A 16,111-nucleotide genomic window follows, 5' to 3' on the forward strand; every position below is an offset into this window, starting at 1 on the left:
CCCGGAAGCTAAGCCCTCCAGCGCCGATGGTACTGCACTCGTGAGGGTGTGGGAGAGTAGGACGCCGCCGGACAATCTTTCAGAAAAGGCCACCCCTTAGCGGGGTGGCCTTTTCTGCGTCCCCGGGTCTGGGTTGACCGATCCGGGTACACGCAGACCGGGTGTCAGGCGCTCGACGACAGATCGGGTCAGCCGCGGGTCTGCATGCCATCGCGGAGGTTGCGCAGCAGGCCGCCAGCGTCGCTGACCGACCGACCCGGGAACATCGCCATGACCACGCTGCCGTGGTCGGCCCAGCCGCACACCGCGAAGTCCCCGCCCTCGCCGCTGGTGGTGCCACACTTCAACACCCCGCCGAGGTCGCCCGCGGGCAGCTCGCGCAGACCGTTCACCGCGCCCGTCTCGTCCGACATCAGGCGGAAGAGGCTGTCCAGGTCCCGTTCCGGCTGCCAGAGCAGGGTGGTGCCCCCGAAGATGAGCACTGAGCGCTTCTCGTCCGTCGGGTCGCGGTAGACCGTGCCGAAACTGCGGTCCAGCTCGATGTTCGCCGCCAGACCGCTGCGCAGATAGTCGGCCGTGCTCTTCGCCCGCTCGGTGTCGTCGCGGGTCAGACCCACCACCTGATCGGGTGAGGTCAGCTGGGTGTCCTTCTGCTGCGCCACCCGCCACCCCGCGACACCGAGCACCCCGGCGCCGGCGAGCCCGACAGCCAGTGCGACCGTCCAACCGATCTTGCGGCGGCGGGACCAGCCGCCGGGTCGCTCGTCGGGATCGCCTCCGGAGTCCCGGGTGCTCAGCTGGATCGGCTCTTCGGTCAGCTCGACCGGCTCGCGGCCGCCGTCGAGCGACCGCTCGGTGAGATGTGCGTCGGACATAGCCGACACCGTACGCGAACGGCAGGTGGCGCACGTCAGGTCTGCGGAAGCCCTCCGTAGACTTGTCCGGTGACCGAGAGACTGGATGCCCAACGCCCCGACGCCCCGACCCTTGCCGGCCAGTATCAGCCCGGTGAGGTAGAGCAGCGACGGTACGAGCAGTGGGTAGCCGGTGGGCACTTCCGGGCCTCCGCCGACAGCGACAAGCCCCCCTTCACCATCGTCATCCCGCCGCCGAACGTCACCGGCTCCCTGCACATGGGCCACGCGTTCGAGCACACGCTGATGGACGCGTTGACCCGGCGTAAGCGGATGCAGGGCTTCGAGGCGCTGTGGCTGCCCGGCATGGATCACGCCGGCATCGCCACCCAGAACCTGGTCGAGCGTCAGCTCGCCGCCGAGGGGCTTTCCCGGCACGACCTCGGCCGGGAAAAGTTCGTCGAGCGGGTCTGGCAGTGGAAGGCCGAATCCGGTGGTGCCATCCTCGGCCAGATGCGCCGCCTCGGCGACTCCGTCGACTGGGACCGCGAGCGCTTCACCATGGACGCGGGGCTGACCCGCGCCGTCCAGACGATCTTCAAGAAGCTCTTCGACGACGGCCTCATCTACCGGGCCAACCGGATCATCAACTGGTGTCCGCGCTGCCTTACGGCGCTCTCCGACATCGAGGTCGAGCACACCGACGACGACGGCGAGCTGATCTCGATCCGCTACAGCGACGAGGTCGTGGTGGCCACCACCCGGGCCGAGACGATGCTCGGCGACACCGCCGTGGCGGTGCACCCCGACGACGAGCGCTACCAGCACCTGATCGGCACCGAGGTCGAACTGCCGCTGACCGGCCGCCGGATCCCGATCGTCGCCGACGCGCACGTCGACCCGTCCTTCGGCACCGGCATGGTCAAGGTGACACCCGCCCACGACCCGAACGACTTCGAGATCGGCCAGCGGCACGACCTGCCCGCGCTGACGGTGATGGACGAGCGCGGCGTGATCACCGTCCCCGGCCCGTTCGAAGGGTTGGACCGGTTCGAGGCGCGGCCGGCGATCGTGGCCGCGCTGCGGGAGCAGGGCCGGATCGTCGCCGAGAAGCGCCCGTACGTGCACGCGGTCGGGCACTGCTCGCGCTGCAAGACCACGGTCGAGCCGCGGCTTTCGCTGCAGTGGTTCGTCAACACCGCCCCGCTGGCCCAGGCCGCGGGTGACGCGGTGCGCGACGGCCGGGTCCGCATCGAGCCGGCGGAGCTGGCCAAGCGCTACTTCGCCTGGGTCGACAACATGCACGACTGGTGCATCTCCCGCCAGCTGTGGTGGGGACACCGCATCCCGGTCTGGTACGGCCCGGCCGGCGAGATCGTCTGCGTCGGCCCCGACGAGGCGCCGCCGACCGGCGAGGGCTGGCACCAGGACGAGGACGTCCTGGACACCTGGTTCTCCAGCGGCCTGTGGCCGTTCTCCACCCTCGGCTGGCCCGAGCAGACCCCGGACCTGGCGAAGTTCTACCCGACCAGCGTGCTGGTCACCGGGTACGACATCCTGTTCTTCTGGGTCGCCCGGATGATGATGTTCGGCCTCTACGCGATGGACGGCCGGCCGCCCTTCGACGTGGTCGCGCTGCACGGCATGGTGCGCGACCAGTTCGGCAAGAAGATGTCGAAGTCGTTCGGCAACGTGGTCGACCCGCTGGACTGGATCGACAGGTACGGGGCCGATGCCACCCGGTTCACCCTGGCGCGGGGCGCGAACCCCGGCCAGGACGTCCCGGTCAGCGAGGAGTGGTGCCAGGGCTCGCGCAACTTCTGCAACAAGCTCTGGAACGCCACCCGGTTCGCCCTGATGAACGGCGCGCACACCACGGGCGACCTGCCCCCCACCGAGCAGCTCTCCACCGTCGACCGGTGGATCCTGTCCCGGTTGGCGCACGTCACCGCCGAGGTCGACGAGCAGTTCGAGGCGTACGAGTTCGCCAAGGTGTGCGACCTGCTGTACCACTTCGCCTGGGACGACGTTTGCGACTGGTACGTCGAGCTGAGCAAGCCGGTGCTCGCCGAGGGCGGTGAGCGGGCGGAGGCCAGCCGCCGGGTGCTCGGGCACGTGCTCGACCAGCTGCTGCGGCTGCTGCACCCGGTCATCCCGTTCGTCACCGAGGAGTTGTGGCTGGCACTGACCGGCGGCGAGACGGTGCAGGCCGCCGCCTGGCCGGTGGCCGACCGGTCGCTGGTCGACGACGCCGCCGAGGCCGAGCTGGTCGGCGTGCAGCGGGTGGTCACCGAGATCCGCCGGTTCCGTTCCGACCAGGGGCTGCGCCCCACGCAGCGGGTGGCTGCCCGCCTGGACGGGCTGTCCGGCGCGGGTATCGCGGCCCATGAGCCGCTGATCCGTTCGCTGGTCCGGCTGGACCCGGCCGGTGACGACTTCCAGGCCAGCGCCACGCTGGCCATGCCCGGCGCGGTCGGTGTCGCGTTGGACACCCGGGGGTCGATCGACGTGGCCGCCGAGCGGGCCCGGCTGACCAAGGACCGCGCGGCGGCCGAGAAGGAGGTCGCGCAGGCCCGGGCGAAGCTCGACAACCCGGCCTTCATCGGCAAGGCCCCCGAGCCGGTGGTCGCGAAGATCCGCGACCGGCTCGCCACCGCCGAGGCCGACCTGGTCCGGATCGACGCTGCCCTGGAGACACTGCCCTCGTGACCGACCGTAACGATTTCGCCGCCGTCGAAGCCGAGCTGAACGCCCGTGGTTTCACTCGCATGGTCTTCGAGCTGGACCGGATCGAGTCGCTGCTCGACCTGCTCGGCAGCCCACAGCGGGCGTACCCCGCGATCCATCTGACCGGCACCAACGGCAAGACCTCCACCGCTCGGATGATCGACTCGCTGCTGCGGGCGTTCGGACTGCACACCGGCCGGTACACCAGCCCGCACCTGGAGACCGTCCGGGAGCGGATCAGCCTGGACGGGGAGCCGGTGAGCGAGGAGCGGTTCGCGGCGGTGTACCAGGAGATCAAACCGCTGGCGGAGCTGGTCGACGCGCGCTCAGACGAGCCGCTGACGTACTTCGACATGACCACCGCGCTGGCGTTCGCCACGTTCGCCGACGCGCCGGTCGACATCGCGGTGGTCGAGGTCGGCCTCGGGGGTGCCGAGGACGCCACGAACGTTCTCCAGGCCGGGGTCTGTGTGATCACCCCGATCGGGCTGGACCACACCGAGTGGCTCGGCGACACGCTTCAGGACATCGCGCTGGCCAAGTCCGGCATCATCCACCCGGGCGCCACCGTGATCTCGGCAGCGCAGGACGAGGAGGCCGCCGGCCCTCTCCTCGAACGCTGTGCCGAGGTCGGGGCCACCATCGCCCGGGAGGGCGGCGAGTTCGGCGTGTTGGGTCGGGCCGTCGCCGTCGGCGGTCAGGTGCTCAGCCTCCAGGGCCTGGGTGGCGTGTACGACGACATCTTCATCCCGCTGCACGGTGCCCATCAGGCGCAGAACGCGGCGGTGGCGCTCGCCGCCGTGGAGGCGTTCCTGGGTGCGGGGGCTCGACGTCAGCTGGACATCGAGGCGGTCCGGGAGGGCTTCGCCTCGACCAGCTCCCCGGGCCGGCTGGAGCGGGTCCGTAACGCCCCTACCGTCCTGCTGGACGGTGCGCACAACCCGCACGGCATGAAGGCCACAGTCACCGCGCTTCAGGAGGAGTTCGCGTTCAGCAAGCTGGTGGCCGTGCTCGGCGTACTGGCCGACAAGGACGCGGAGGCGCTGCTGGAGCTGCTGGAGCCGGTTGTCGACCAGGTGGTGGTCACCCGTAACAGCTCGCCACGGGCGATGCCGACGGAGGAACTCGCCGCGCTGGCCGCCGAGATCTTCGGCGAGGAGCGGGTGGAATCGGCCGAGGAGATGCCGGACGCCATCGAGTTGGCGGTGGCGTTGGCCGAGGAGGACGTCCCGGGTGAGCTGAGCGGCGTCGGGGTGCTGGTCACGGGTTCCGTGGTGACGGTCGCCGACGCGCGCAGGCTGCTGAAGCGATGACCGGCCCGGAGCGGGAGCCGCACACCACCGACGACCCGACCGGCCCGCCGGTGGGGGAGGAGCCCACGGCCGGGCAGCCGCGGCGCTCCGGGTTGCGCAACCCGGAGCGGGCGGTACGCGGTCTGGGTGCTGGCACGCTCAGCCTGGAGGCGCTGGTGCTCCTGCTGGCGATCCAGCCGATCCGGGTGGTCGGCGGTGACCTCGGCGGCGCCGCGATCGGTGCGGTGGTCGCACTGGCGGTGGCCGCCGTGCTGCTCGCCGGCATGATGCGCCGCCCCTGGGCCTGGAACGCCGGCACCGTGCTCCAGGGCCTGCTGTTGCTGGGCGGTCTGCTGCACTGGTCGCTGCTCGGGCTGGGCATCATCTTCGCCCTGGTCTGGGCGTACGCGTTGCACGTTCGCCGGGTCATCCTCGGCTGACGTCGACTGGGTCGGCGGCGTCCGAAGGTGGGAGCGGGCGCTCAGGCGTCGGCGCGTTCGCGCCACTGGGTGAGCGCGACGCCGTGGCCGTCCGGGTCGCGGAAGGCCGCCGCCCACACCTCCAGCTTGGTGCCCCGGTTGACGACCCGGGGCGCGTACGTGAAGCGGACGCCCGACTCGCGCAACCGCTCGTACGCCGCCTCGATGTCGTTCACCTCGAGGTTGACGTGCACCAGCCGGCGACTGATGGGCGCTGCCCCGGTCACCTCACGCAGGACGAGCCGGGTGGTCCCGGAGGCCAGGACGGCATTGTGCGCACCCTGGTCGACCTCGCTGAAGCCGAGCACGTCACGGTAGAAGCCCAGCGACCGGGGCAGGTCGGTGACCAGCAGGGTGAGGCCCACTCCGCTGATCGGCGCCGCCGAGCCGGCGTCGAACCCGAAGATCGCCTGGTCCAACTCCTCGTCGGTCACGGTCGCGCGTGCGGCCCCGGCCGGGGCGGGATCGTCCAGTGGAAGGTCGAGGGGGTCCAGCGGGTCGGCCGCGCCGGAGCCGGACCGCTGCGCGGGTGGCGGCTCGGAGCGCTGTGCACTGGGCGGTTCGGAGCGCTGCGCGGGCGGCGGTTCGGAACGTTGTGCACTGGGCGGGTTGACGGTGTCGTCGGAGGGCGCGATGGTCGGGCCGTCCTCCTTCAGAGCGTCGAACCGGTCGGCGGCGGGCTCGTCGAAGCGCTCCTCGGCGGGTGAGCGGGGTGCCGGGGTGGCCCGCCGAGGCAGCCCACCGGCCTGCTGTTCGACGACAACGCCCTCCAACACCACCGGGCCGCCCGGGCTCTGGTGCATCACCACGGGCTCGCGCTCCTCGGGCACGACGCTCGGGTCGTCGCGCCGGAGATCGTCGCGCCGGAGATCGTCGCGCCGGGGGTCGGTGCGCACCGGGTCACCGACCGGGTCCCGGAACGGGTCACCGACCGGGTCCCGGAAGTCGTCCCGGAATTCGTCGTCCGGCGCGCGGTCGGCCCACGGCGGCGCGTCCTGCTGGATCAGCAGCTCATCCATCGGCTCCGCGTCGGCGAACTCCGGCGGGAGGTCGGCGACGGCAGCGGCGGTCTCGGCGTGGGTGGGCACCTCGTCCCAGAGGACCTTGACGTGCCGCTGGTCGTCCAACGCGACCCGGATCGGCAGGGTCTGGCCCAGCGACGGCCACTTGGAGACCGGCACCCTCGGCTCGATGATCTTCTTGGATCGCGGCGGCAGACCTGGGGCGTCGATCACCAGTTGGAGCTCGCAACGGCCGAACGCGTACTGGGTGGGTGGTTCGGAGGCGCTGTGCACGTGCCCGACGCCGACCACCCAGGTACGCCCGCCGCCGCGTACGGTTGCCAGCGCGATCGCCAGCACCAGCAGGGCGACCCCGAGAGCCACGATGGCCCAACTGGTCATGCCCAGGCCGAAGAGGACGACGAACGTGGCCACGGTGCCCAGCACCGCGCCGATCAGCTTGCGTACCGGCGCGATGGGTCGGTTCCCGCCATTCGCCACAGTGGACCTCCCGGGGGTCAGGACCAGGCTAGGCCGGATCGGCCACCGGGGGAAAGACCGGCCGCCGCGCCGACGCCGGGGCCGGGTCGCTAGGCTGACCGTACCGACCCCGAGCGTTCAGCGCGTACAGGAGGAACCCAGCGTGTCCAGCAACAGCCCGGATGAGCGCAGCCTCGTTCTGATCAAGCCCGACGCGGTTCGCCGCGGCCTGGTCGGCGAGGTCCTCTCCCGCTTCGAGCGCAAAGGGCTGCGGATCGACGCGATGGCGCACCGGACGATGGACGCCGCGCTCGCCGACGAGCACTACGCCGAGCACGTCGACAAGGCGTTCTACCCGCCGCTGAAGGACTTCATGACCGGCGGCCCGCTGATCGCCCTGGTGCTCTCCGGCGACCAGGTCATCGACGTGGTCCGCGGGCTGGTCGGCGCCACCGACGGGCGCAAGGCCGCCGCCGGCACGATCCGGGGTGACCTGTCGCTGTCCAACCGGGAGAACCTGGTGCACGCCTCCGACTCGACCGACAGCGCCAAGCGCGAGATCGCGCTCTGGTTCCCCGAGCTGGCCTGACACCCCGACCGGCCCGGGGGCCCCGACGGGCAGCCCCGGGTTCAGCCGGCCGCCGGCACCTTCGCCGGGTTGCCGACCACGTAGATCCCGGTGATCTGTCCGTCGGCCGCGGCGATGGTCAGCGTGTACCGACTGCCGTCCGCGCGGGTGACCAGCACCGCGGGTTCGGCGTTCAGCTCGATCGGATCCATTGTCACCTGGTGACGCGGGCCGTAGACCCCGGCGTAGAACCGGGCGATCCGGTCCGCGCCGGTGACCGGGTTGAGGGCGGCCCGCGCCCGGCCGCCACCGTCGTTCCAGGCGGTGGCGTCGGCTGCCACCAGGTCGGTGAGCGTCGCCAGGTCGCCGTCGCGGGCGGCGGCGAGGAACGCGTTCAGCAGCCGCTCCCGTTCGGGGCGGCTGGCGGTGAACCGGCGCTGCTCCTGGTGTACCCGCGCGGTTGCCCGGTGGTACAGCTGCCGGCAGTCGGCGACGGACCGGTCCAGGATCTCGGCGATCTCCGCGTACGGGAGGTCGAAGGCCGTGTGCAGGACGTACACCGCCCGCTCCGGCGGGGTGAGCCGCTCCAGAACGTGCAGCAACGCGGCGGAGAGCGAGTCGCGTAGCTCCACCCGGTCCAACGGCCCGAACGGCGAGGGCGCGGTCGGCACCGGCTCGGGCAGCCACGTCCCCACGTACGTCTCGCGGGCCGCCTGCCGGGCGCGCAGCCGGTCCAGAGCCAACCGGGTGACCACCCGGGACAGGTACCGGCGCGGCTCGTCGACCCGTTCCCGGTCCACACCGAGCCAACGCAGGTACGCCTCCTGGAGCACGTCCTCCGCGTCGTGCCGGCTGCCGAGCAGGCGATACGCGAGCCCAAGCAGCATCGGCCGGTGCGCCTCGAGCGCACCGGCCGCCTCTGCTGCCGCCTCAGTGGTCACGCCTGGGCCGGAGGCTCCAGCCGCATCGTCACCCCGATCCGATTCCACACGTTGATTGTGGCAATCGCGATGACCAGGTCGCCCAGTTCCTTCTCCGACCAGACCTTCGCGGCGTCATCCCACACCTCGTCCGGCACCCCGTGCTCGCCGAGCCGGGTGACCGCGTCGGTGAGGGCCAACGCGGCCCGTTCCCGCTCGTCGAAGAAGGGCGACTCCCGCCAGGTGGCGACCGCGAACAGCCGCCGGCTCGACTCGCCGCCGGCGAGCGCGTCCCGGCTGTGCATGTCCACGCAGTACGCGCACCCGTTGATCATCGACGCTCGCAGCTTCACCAGTTCCAGCACGGTGCGGTCGACGTTCGTCTGGACGTACTTCTCCAACCCCAGGACGGCCTTGTACGCCTGCGGCACGACCTCGGTCGGGTTCATCCGTTGCACGACTACCTCCTGATCGATTCCGACACCCATACGACGGTTGCGCCGGGCGGGTCGTGACAACCGGGACTGTGACCCCGCTCATGCCGCCGACGATCGAGGGCGACAGGCCGTCCGACGACCGGCGTTCGCGTTCGCGTCACCCGGGTCGCCGCTCACTGTCATCTCCACCCGATAGACCCACGGGGTCAACCCATGATCGGGAGGAAGCATGACCGAGTTTGATCGACGTACCCTGCTCCGGACCGGCCTGGTGGTCGGTGCCGGAGCCGCCGGCGGCGCGCTGCTGGGCGGCGCCGGTGCGAACGCCGCCCCGGCCTGGCGCCCCGCTGCGCGCCCGGTGCTCACCCACGGAGTGCAGAGCGGCGACGTGACCGCGGACTCGGCACTGGTCTGGACGCGTGCCGACCGGCCGGGTCGGATGTTGGTCGAGGTGAGCCGTCGGCCGGACTTCCGGGGGGCGCGCAAGCTGCGCGGCCCGGTGCTCACCCCGAACGGCGACTTCACCGGGAAGGTTCGGCTGCGGGGCCTGCCGGACGCCGAGCGCCTGCACTACCGGGTGCGGGTGGAGAGCCTGGATCGGCACGGGGTGGTCAGCGAGCCGCTGACCGGGACGCTGACCACCGCGCCGGGGCGGCACCGGCGCCGCGACGTGAAGTTCGTCTGGACCGGCGACGTGGTCGGGCAGGGTTGGGGCATCGCCCCGGACTTCGGCGGCATGTCGATCTTCCGGACGATGCGGCAGGTCCGGCCGGACTTCTTCCTGTGCAGCGGTGACACGGTGTACGCCGACGGCCCGCTGGTCGAGTCGGTGACGCTGCCCGACGGGCGGATCTGGCGCAACCTGGTCACCCCGGAGAAGAGCAAGGTCGCCGAGACGCTGGCCGAGTACCGCGGGCAGTTCGCCTACAACCTGCTCGACGAGCACCTGCGGGAGTTCGCCGCGGCGGTGCCGCAGATCAACCAGTGGGACGACCACGAGGTCCTGAACAACTGGTACCCGGGTGAGATCCTGGACGACCCGCGCTACACCGAGCGGCGGGTGGACGTGCTCGCCGCCCGGGCCCGGCAGGCGTTCAACGAGTGGCTACCGGTGCCGGTCGACGGGCCGATGTACCGGCGGCTGTCGTACGGGCCGTCGCTGGACGTGTTCGTGCTCGACATGCGCACCCACAAGGACCCGAACGACGGCAACACGTACGCCGACCCGAAGCGTGGTCTGCTCGGCCGGCAGCAGCGGGAGTGGCTGATCCGGGAGCTGAAGCGCTCCACGGCGACCTGGAAGGTGATCGCCAACGACCTGCCGATCGGCGTGGTGGTGCCGGACGGTCCGGGCGCGCAGGAGGGTGTCGCGCAGGGCGACCCGGGTGCGCCGGCGGGCCGGGAGTTGGAGTTCGCCGAGGTGCTGCGGGCAACCCACCGGGCCGGGGTGAGCGGCATGGTCTTCCTGACCGCCGACGTGCACTACTCCGCGGCGCACCACTACGACCCGTCCCGCGCGGCGATCGGCGACTTCACCCCGTTCTGGGAGTTCGTCTCCGGCCCGGCGCACGCCGGTGCGTTCGGCCCGAACGCGCTGGACGGAACGTTCGGGCCGCAGGCGGCCTTCGTGCACGCGCCGCCGGTGGCCAACACGGGCCCGGCGGGAGGCTTCCAGCACTTCGGCGAGGTCACCATCGACGGTGAGTCCGAGGCCCTGACGGTCCACCTGCGCGACCGCGACGGCGCCTCGCTGTGGAGCACCACCCTCCCGGCCCCCTGACCTGACCGCAGCTCGTTGATCATGAGGTTGGCGGGCGGATCGGCCGTCCACCGCCCACCACCTCGTGATCAGCGACGGTCGCCGGGGATGAGGACCGGCGTGGCGGGCACCGTCCGCTCGGAGAGCTCGGAGAGCTCGGAGAGCTCGGCGGGCGCGACGGACGTCGGCGCGACGGTCGGAGTGGCGGTGGACGTGCCGGTCGGTGTGCCGGTCGACGTGGCGGCCGGTGTGGTGGGGGTCGCCTTTTCTCGGCCGGAGAAGAGGCGTCCCACGCCGATCATCGGCTGCTCCACCCAGCGGTAGAGCAGATCGGCGGCGAGCAGGCCGAGCACCGTGGTGGCGACGAACAGCCGGGTGCTGTGCCCGGCGTACGACGGCACCAACGCGATCACCGTCGTCATGGCGAGGTACTGCACCAGGTAGAGCGAGTAGGAGCGTTCACCCACGAACACCAGCGGTCGCCAGGAGAGCACCTTCGTCGGCAGGCCCGAGGCCAGCATGGCGGGGAGCAGCACCGCCACCGCCACCGCGTACACGCCGATCATCAACTCCGAGTGACCGTCCTCGGCGGGCGGCCAGTACGGCAGCGACAGGTGCACGGCGACGAACCCGACGGACACGGCGAGGGACGCCAACGGGCTGGTCAACGGCCGGAACAGCGCGTACCCCCGGGGGTGGTGCAGGACGACCGCCAGCAGGCAGCCCACCAGGATCGACACGTAGTGGATCGGCCAGTAGGGCCAGTCCTTCTCGAACGGGATCAGCGCGACAAGAGCGGCGATGGCCAGCAGCGTCACCGCCATCCGGCGCAGAAACGCGGTGCGGACGAACACGAAGGCCAGCAGCGGCCACACGAGGTAGAACTTCCACTCGATGGCGATCGTCCAGGAGTGCGGGAACGCCTGGTTCGGCGCGAACTCGTTGACCATGAGCAGGTAGAACGGCATCGACTCGCGGAGCCTCGCGCTGGCGCCGTTGAGGTGCGCGAGGGCGTACGTCGCGGCGAGCACCACCAGGTAGACCGGCAGGATGCGGAAGATGCGCCGGACGTAGAAGGACCGCAACGACACCCGTCCCCGCGACTCCTCCTCGCGCAGCATCAGCGTGGTGATCAGGAAGCCGGACAGCACGAAGAACAGTTGGACGCCGACCCAGCCGGACAGCCAGGTCCATCGCGGCCCCCCGAAGTGGAAGGCGACGACGATCACCGCGGCGATCGCGCGGAGCCCGTCGAGGGCAGGGAACCGACGCATCGCACGGTATTCGGCGTAACTAATCGTGGCCACCCGCTGAATTCTGGGGAGCGGTGCACAACGCGTCAAGGCGGCCCCCCGTCCCCTGGTCGGGTTCCCCGCTACTCGAAGGCGCGCCGGTGGGCGCGTCGAGTATCGTTGGGCACCGAAAGGCGATGACCCGGCCATCACCGGTGAGCCTCCGGAAGAACAGCCGGGCAACCGGCCCAGTAGAACCGGACGGGTGTGGCCCGTCACAGCCAGCAATGAGCGGGCGGTCGTTCCTGACCGCCAAGCGGGGTGGTACCGCGGGCCACCCGGGAGCGCCGTCGTCGGCGTACCCGGACGGTTCGTCCTCGCAGACCCACGTTGAGTGAGCTGCGAGGAGAGCGACCCCCGATGGCCTATCCGTTGCACGACGCGACCGCCGCCGGTGTGCCGGCGAGCCCGGACCTGCCCGCGGTCGAGCGCCGGGTGCTGGAGCACTGGACGGCCGACAAGACCTTCGAGGCCAGCATCGAGGCCCGTCCCGCCGGCACGGACGGCAAGAACGAGTACGTCTTCTACGACGGCCCGCCCTTCGCCAACGGCCTGCCGCACTACGGTCACCTCTTCACCGGCTACGTCAAGGACGTGGTGCCGCGCTACCAGACCATGCGCGGCCGGCACGTCGAGCGACGCTTCGGCTGGGACTGCCACGGCCTGCCCGCCGAGGTGGTGGCCGAGAAGCAGCTCGGCATCACCAGCAAGGCGGAGATCATCGACTTGGGCGTGGACCGGTTCAACGAGGCCTGCCGGACCTCGGTGCTGGAGTTCACCCAGGACTGGGAGCGGTACATCAACCGGCAGGCCCGGTGGGTCGACTTCACCAACGACTACAAGACCCTCGACCTGGACTACATGGAAAGCGTCATGTGGGCCTTCAAGACCCTGCACGACAAGGGTCTGATCTACGAGGGCTTCCGGGTCCTGGCGTACTGCTGGCGCTGTGAGACCCCGCTGTCGAACACCGAGACCCGGATGGACGACGTCTACCGGGACCGGCACGACCCCACCCTGTCGGTGTTGTTCGGCCTGACCGCCGACGAGTCTGCCCCGGAGCTGCTGCGCGGGCCGGTCAAGCTGGGCGTCTGGACCACCACGCCGTGGACCCTGCCGTCGAACCTGGCGCTCGCCGTCGGCCCCGACATCGAGTACGCGGTGCTGGAGCGCGACGGGCAGCGGTTTGTCGTCGGCGCGGCGCGGCTGGCCGCGTACGCCAAGGAGCTGGACGGCTACGAGCAGGTCGGCACGGTGTACGGCCGGGACCTGGTCGGGCGCCGCTACACGCCGCTGTTCGACTTCCTCGTCGAGCAGGCCGGGGAGAACGCCTACCAGGTGCTCGGTGCGGAGTTCGTCACCACCGAGGACGGCACCGGGATCGTCCACCTGGCCCCGGCCTTCGGTGAGGACGACCAGAACGTCTGCAACGCCGCCGGCATCCCCACCATCGTCACGGTGGACGACCACACCCGGTTCACCGCGCTGGTCCCGCCGTACCAGGGTGAGCAGGTCTTCGACGTCAACAAGCCGGTGATCCGGGAGCTGAAGGACCGGGGGGTGGTGCTCAAGCAGGACACCTACACCCACTCGTACCCGCACTGCTGGCGCTGCGACACCCCGCTGGTCTACAAGGCCGTGTCGTCGTGGTTCGTCGCGGTGACGAAGTTCCGGGACCGGATGGTCGAGCTGAACCAGGAGATCAACTGGACGCCCGGCCACATCAAGGACGGCTCGTTCGGCAAGTGGCTGGCCAACGCCCGGGACTGGTCGATCAGCCGGAACCGCTTCTGGGGCTCACCGATCCCGGCGTGGAAGTCCGACGACCCGAACTACCCGCGCCTGGACGTCTACGGCTCGCTCGCCGACATCGAGCGGGACTTCGGCGTACGCCTGACCGACCTGCACCGGCCGGCGGTGGACGACCTGGTCCGCCCCAACCCGGACGACCCTACGGGTGCGTCGATGATGCGTCGGGTGCCGGAGGTGTTGGACTGCTGGTTCGAGTCCGGGTCGATGCCGTTCGCCCAGGTGCACTACCCGTTCGAGAACGCGGACTGGTTCGAGCACCACTACCCGGGTGACTTCATCGTCGAGTACATCGGGCAGACCCGCGGCTGGTTCTACACGATGCACGTGCTGGCCACCGCGCTGTTCGACCGACCGGCGTTCCGCAACTGCCTGAGCCACGGCATCCTGCTCGGCTCGGACGGGCGCAAGATGTCCAAGAGCCTGCGCAACTACCCGGACGTCTACCACGTCTTCGACGCGTACGGCTCGGATGCGATGCGCTGGATGCTGATGTCGTCGCCGGTGCTGCGCGGTGGGGACATGGCGGTCACCGAGGCGGGCATCCGCGACGCCGTTCGGCAGGTGCTGCTGCCGCTGTGGAACGTGTGGTATTTCTTCACGCTCTACGCCAACGCCGACGGTCATCAGGCGCGGCGGCGCACCGACTCCACCCACCTGCTCGACCGGTACGTGCTGGCGAAGACGAACGAGTTGGTGTCGACGGTCGGCGCGCAGATGGACGCGTACGACATCTCCGGTGCCTGCGCGACCGTCCGGTCTTTCCTGGACGCGCTGACCAACTGGTACGTGCGTCGGTCCCGGGACCGGTTCTGGGCCGGCGACGCGGACGCGTTCGACACGCTGTCGACCGTGCTGGAGACGCTCTGCCGGGTGGTGGCGCCGCTCGCGCCGCTGACCGCGGAGGAGATCTGGCGTGGCCTGACCGGGGAGCGTTCGGTGCACCTGACCGACTGGCCGGAGGCGAGCGAGTTCCCCGCCGACCACGACCTGGTCGCCGCGATGGACAACGTGCGGGCGGTCGCCTCGGCGGCGCTGTCGCTGCGTAAGGCGAAGGGGCTGCGGGTGCGGTTGCCGCTGTCGAAGCTGACCGTGGCCTCGCCGGCGGCGGAGCAGCTGCGGCCGTTCGCCGACCTGGTCGCCGACGAGGTCAACGTGAAGACGGTGGAGTTCAGCGCGGAGCTGTCCGCGTACTGCGAGCAGGTGTTGACGGTGGTGCCCCGGGCGCTCGGCCCGCGGGTCGGCAAGCAGGTGCAGCAGGTGATCAAGGCCGTCAAGGCGGGCGAGTGGGAGCTGGTCGACGGCGCCCCGGTGGCCGCAGGCGTCACCCTCGCCGAGGGCGAGTACGAACTGCGCCTGGTCGCCGCCGACGCCGAGCACTCCGCGCCGCTGCCCGGCGGTGAGGGCGTGGTGGTGCTGGACACCGATGTCACACCGGAGTTGGCCGCCGAGGGGTTGGCCCGCGACGTGGTGCGGGTGGTGCAGCAGGCCCGCCGGGACGCCGACCTGGACGTCTCGGACCGGATCGTGGTGTCGGTGTCGGCGTCCGACGAGGTACGCGCGGCGGTGGCGGCGTACATCGACTTCGTGTCCGGCGAGGTCCTGGCCGACTCGGTGGACTTCGCCGAGGGCCTCGACGGCTTCGCCGGCGAGGTGGGCGAGGGCGAGCGGGTGACGGTGACCGTCCGTCGTTCGTAAGCGTGGGTACGGACGCCTCCACACCTCCGTCGGCGGAGTGTGGAGGCGTCCGCTACGGTGACACCGCCTGCTCGCACCTCATCTGCCGGAGGACCAGTGCCCCTGCTCTACACCATCGGCAAGCTGACCGTGGCGCCCACGCTGCGGGTGGCGTTCCGCCCGACCGTGGAGGGTCTGGAACACGTGCCGGAGACCGGCGGCGCGATCTTCGCCGGCAACCACCTCTCGGTGGCCGACGAGCTGTTCCTCGGCACGGTGGTGCCCCGGCACCTGGCGTTCTGGGCCAAGTCGGAATATTTCAAGGGCACCGGCGTGAAGGGTGCGATTTCCAAGTTCGTCCTCACCGGCCTGGGCGCGATCCCGGTCGAGCGGGCCGGTGGTCGGGCGGCGCTGTCAGCCTTCGACGCGGCGATCCCGGCGCTCAAGGGCGGTGACCTGGTGGTGGTCTATCCGGAGGGCACCCGCTCGCCGGACGGCAAGCTCTACCGGGGGCGTACCGGCGCGGCCCGCCTGGCGATCTCGGCCGGTGTGCCGATCATTCCGGTCGGCATGATCGGCACGGACAAGGCGCAGCCGATCGGTGCCCGGGTGCCCCGGCCGGGCACCGCCAAGATCACGGTTCGATTCGGCAAGCCGCTGGACTTCAGCGGCCGGCCGGACGACCGCACCTCGCTGCGGCAGATGACCGACGAGCTGATGAGTGAGATCCAGAAGCTCACCGGCCAGGAGTACGTGCCCCGCTACGCCCCGCCGCGCGCCCACCCGGACCCGACCCGCGACGCCTGAGGGCGCGGC

At 70.9% G+C, this 16,111-nt stretch carries 12 protein-coding genes and 1 rRNA gene; 8 read left to right on the forward strand and 5 right to left on the reverse strand.

Features of this window, described 5'->3' with window-relative positions; all coding sequences use genetic code 11:
- Positions 1 to 73, forward strand: a 5S ribosomal RNA gene (gene rrf / locus V6U86_RS33480); the annotation flags it as partial.
- 115 nt (positions 74 to 188) lie between these two features.
- Here rrf and V6U86_RS32175 read toward each other — a convergent pair.
- Complete coding sequence (locus V6U86_RS32175; protein ID WP_334510074.1) at positions 189 to 875, reverse strand: hypothetical protein; 687 nt, start codon at positions 873 to 875, stop codon at positions 189 to 191.
- Positions 876 to 944: 69 nt separating this feature from the next.
- Between V6U86_RS32175 and V6U86_RS32180 the strand changes: the two genes are divergently transcribed.
- From V6U86_RS32180 to V6U86_RS32190, 3 genes are read left to right on the forward strand one after another with little or no spacing between them, the layout of a single operon-like run.
- Positions 945 to 3,563 carry a valine--tRNA ligase gene (locus V6U86_RS32180; protein WP_334510076.1) on the forward strand — a complete coding sequence of 873 codons (2,619 nt, stop codon included), beginning with the start codon at positions 945 to 947 and terminating at the stop codon, positions 3,561 to 3,563.
- The gene (locus tag V6U86_RS32185) at positions 3,560 to 4,894 is read left to right on the forward strand and encodes a bifunctional folylpolyglutamate synthase/dihydrofolate synthase (RefSeq protein WP_334510078.1); all 1,335 of its coding nucleotides are present in this window, start codon (positions 3,560 to 3,562) and stop codon (positions 4,892 to 4,894) included. Before V6U86_RS32180 ends, V6U86_RS32185 begins: the two co-directional genes overlap by 4 nt.
- Entirely contained in the window at positions 4,891 to 5,313 is a 423-nt protein-coding gene (locus V6U86_RS32190; protein WP_334510080.1) for a DUF4233 domain-containing protein, read from the forward strand. Before V6U86_RS32185 ends, V6U86_RS32190 begins: the two co-directional genes overlap by 4 nt.
- Positions 5,314 to 5,354: 41 nt before the next feature.
- Here the strand turns inward: V6U86_RS32190 and V6U86_RS32195 are convergent, their stop codons facing one another.
- The gene (locus tag V6U86_RS32195; RefSeq protein ID WP_334510083.1) at positions 5,355 to 6,854 is read right to left on the reverse strand and encodes a VOC family protein; all 1,500 of its coding nucleotides are present in this window, start codon (positions 6,852 to 6,854) and stop codon (positions 5,355 to 5,357) included.
- A 142-nt stretch (positions 6,855 to 6,996) separates the two neighbouring features.
- Between V6U86_RS32195 and ndk the strand changes: the two genes are divergently transcribed.
- Complete coding sequence (gene ndk, locus V6U86_RS32200; RefSeq protein WP_334510085.1) at positions 6,997 to 7,422, forward strand: nucleoside-diphosphate kinase; 426 nt, start codon at positions 6,997 to 6,999, stop codon at positions 7,420 to 7,422.
- Positions 7,423 to 7,463: 41 nt separating this feature from the next.
- Here the strand turns inward: ndk and sigJ are convergent, their stop codons facing one another.
- Together sigJ and V6U86_RS32210 are read right to left on the reverse strand one after the other, a co-directional pair.
- Entirely contained in the window at positions 7,464 to 8,342 is an 879-nt protein-coding gene (gene sigJ, locus V6U86_RS32205; protein WP_334510087.1) for an RNA polymerase sigma factor SigJ, read from the reverse strand.
- A complete protein-coding gene (locus tag V6U86_RS32210; RefSeq protein WP_442935042.1) occupies positions 8,339 to 8,770 on the reverse strand; it encodes a carboxymuconolactone decarboxylase family protein in 432 nt (143 codons plus the stop codon). The genes sigJ and V6U86_RS32210 overlap by 4 nt, the downstream gene beginning before the upstream one ends.
- Positions 8,771 to 8,987: 217 nt before the next feature.
- Between V6U86_RS32210 and V6U86_RS32215 the strand changes: the two genes are divergently transcribed.
- A complete protein-coding gene (locus V6U86_RS32215; protein ID WP_334510091.1) occupies positions 8,988 to 10,538 on the forward strand; it encodes an alkaline phosphatase D family protein in 1,551 nt (516 codons plus the stop codon).
- 68 nt (positions 10,539 to 10,606) lie between these two features.
- Here V6U86_RS32215 and V6U86_RS32220 read toward each other — a convergent pair whose 3' ends face one another.
- A complete protein-coding gene (locus V6U86_RS32220; RefSeq protein ID WP_334510093.1) occupies positions 10,607 to 11,824 on the reverse strand; it encodes an acyltransferase family protein in 1,218 nt (405 codons plus the stop codon).
- A gap of 345 nt (positions 11,825 to 12,169) precedes the next feature.
- On the opposite strand from V6U86_RS32220, the gene ileS reads away from it, so the two are divergent.
- The gene (gene ileS / locus V6U86_RS32225; RefSeq protein ID WP_334510095.1) at positions 12,170 to 15,316 is read left to right on the forward strand and encodes an isoleucine--tRNA ligase; all 3,147 of its coding nucleotides are present in this window, start codon (positions 12,170 to 12,172) and stop codon (positions 15,314 to 15,316) included.
- Between the two features lie 96 nt (positions 15,317 to 15,412).
- Positions 15,413 to 16,102 carry a lysophospholipid acyltransferase family protein gene (locus tag V6U86_RS32230; RefSeq protein ID WP_334510097.1) on the forward strand — a complete coding sequence of 230 codons (690 nt, stop codon included), beginning with the start codon at positions 15,413 to 15,415 and terminating at the stop codon, positions 16,100 to 16,102.
- Positions 16,103 to 16,111: the final 9 nt, after the last annotated feature.

Origin of the sequence: Micromonospora sp. CPCC 205558 (assembly GCF_036902955.1) — a bacterium.
Classification (GTDB): Bacteria; Actinomycetota; Actinomycetes; order Mycobacteriales; family Micromonosporaceae; genus Micromonospora.

Excerpts from the sequence above, each read along its gene's own strand:
- V6U86_RS32175 (WP_334510074.1), bottom strand. The coding sequence starts at position 875 with ATGTCCGACGCACATCTCACCGAGCGGTCGCTCGACGGCGGCCGCGAG.
- V6U86_RS32190 (WP_334510080.1), top strand. The coding sequence starts at position 4,891 with ATGACCGGCCCGGAGCGGGAGCCGCACACCACCGACGACCCGACCGGC.
- V6U86_RS32210 (WP_442935042.1), bottom strand. The coding sequence starts at position 8,770 with ATGAACCCGACCGAGGTCGTGCCGCAGGCGTACAAGGCCGTCCTGGGG.
- V6U86_RS32215 (WP_334510091.1), top strand. The coding sequence starts at position 8,988 with ATGACCGAGTTTGATCGACGTACCCTGCTCCGGACCGGCCTGGTGGTC.
- ileS (WP_334510095.1), top strand. The coding sequence starts at position 12,170 with ATGGCCTATCCGTTGCACGACGCGACCGCCGCCGGTGTGCCGGCGAGC.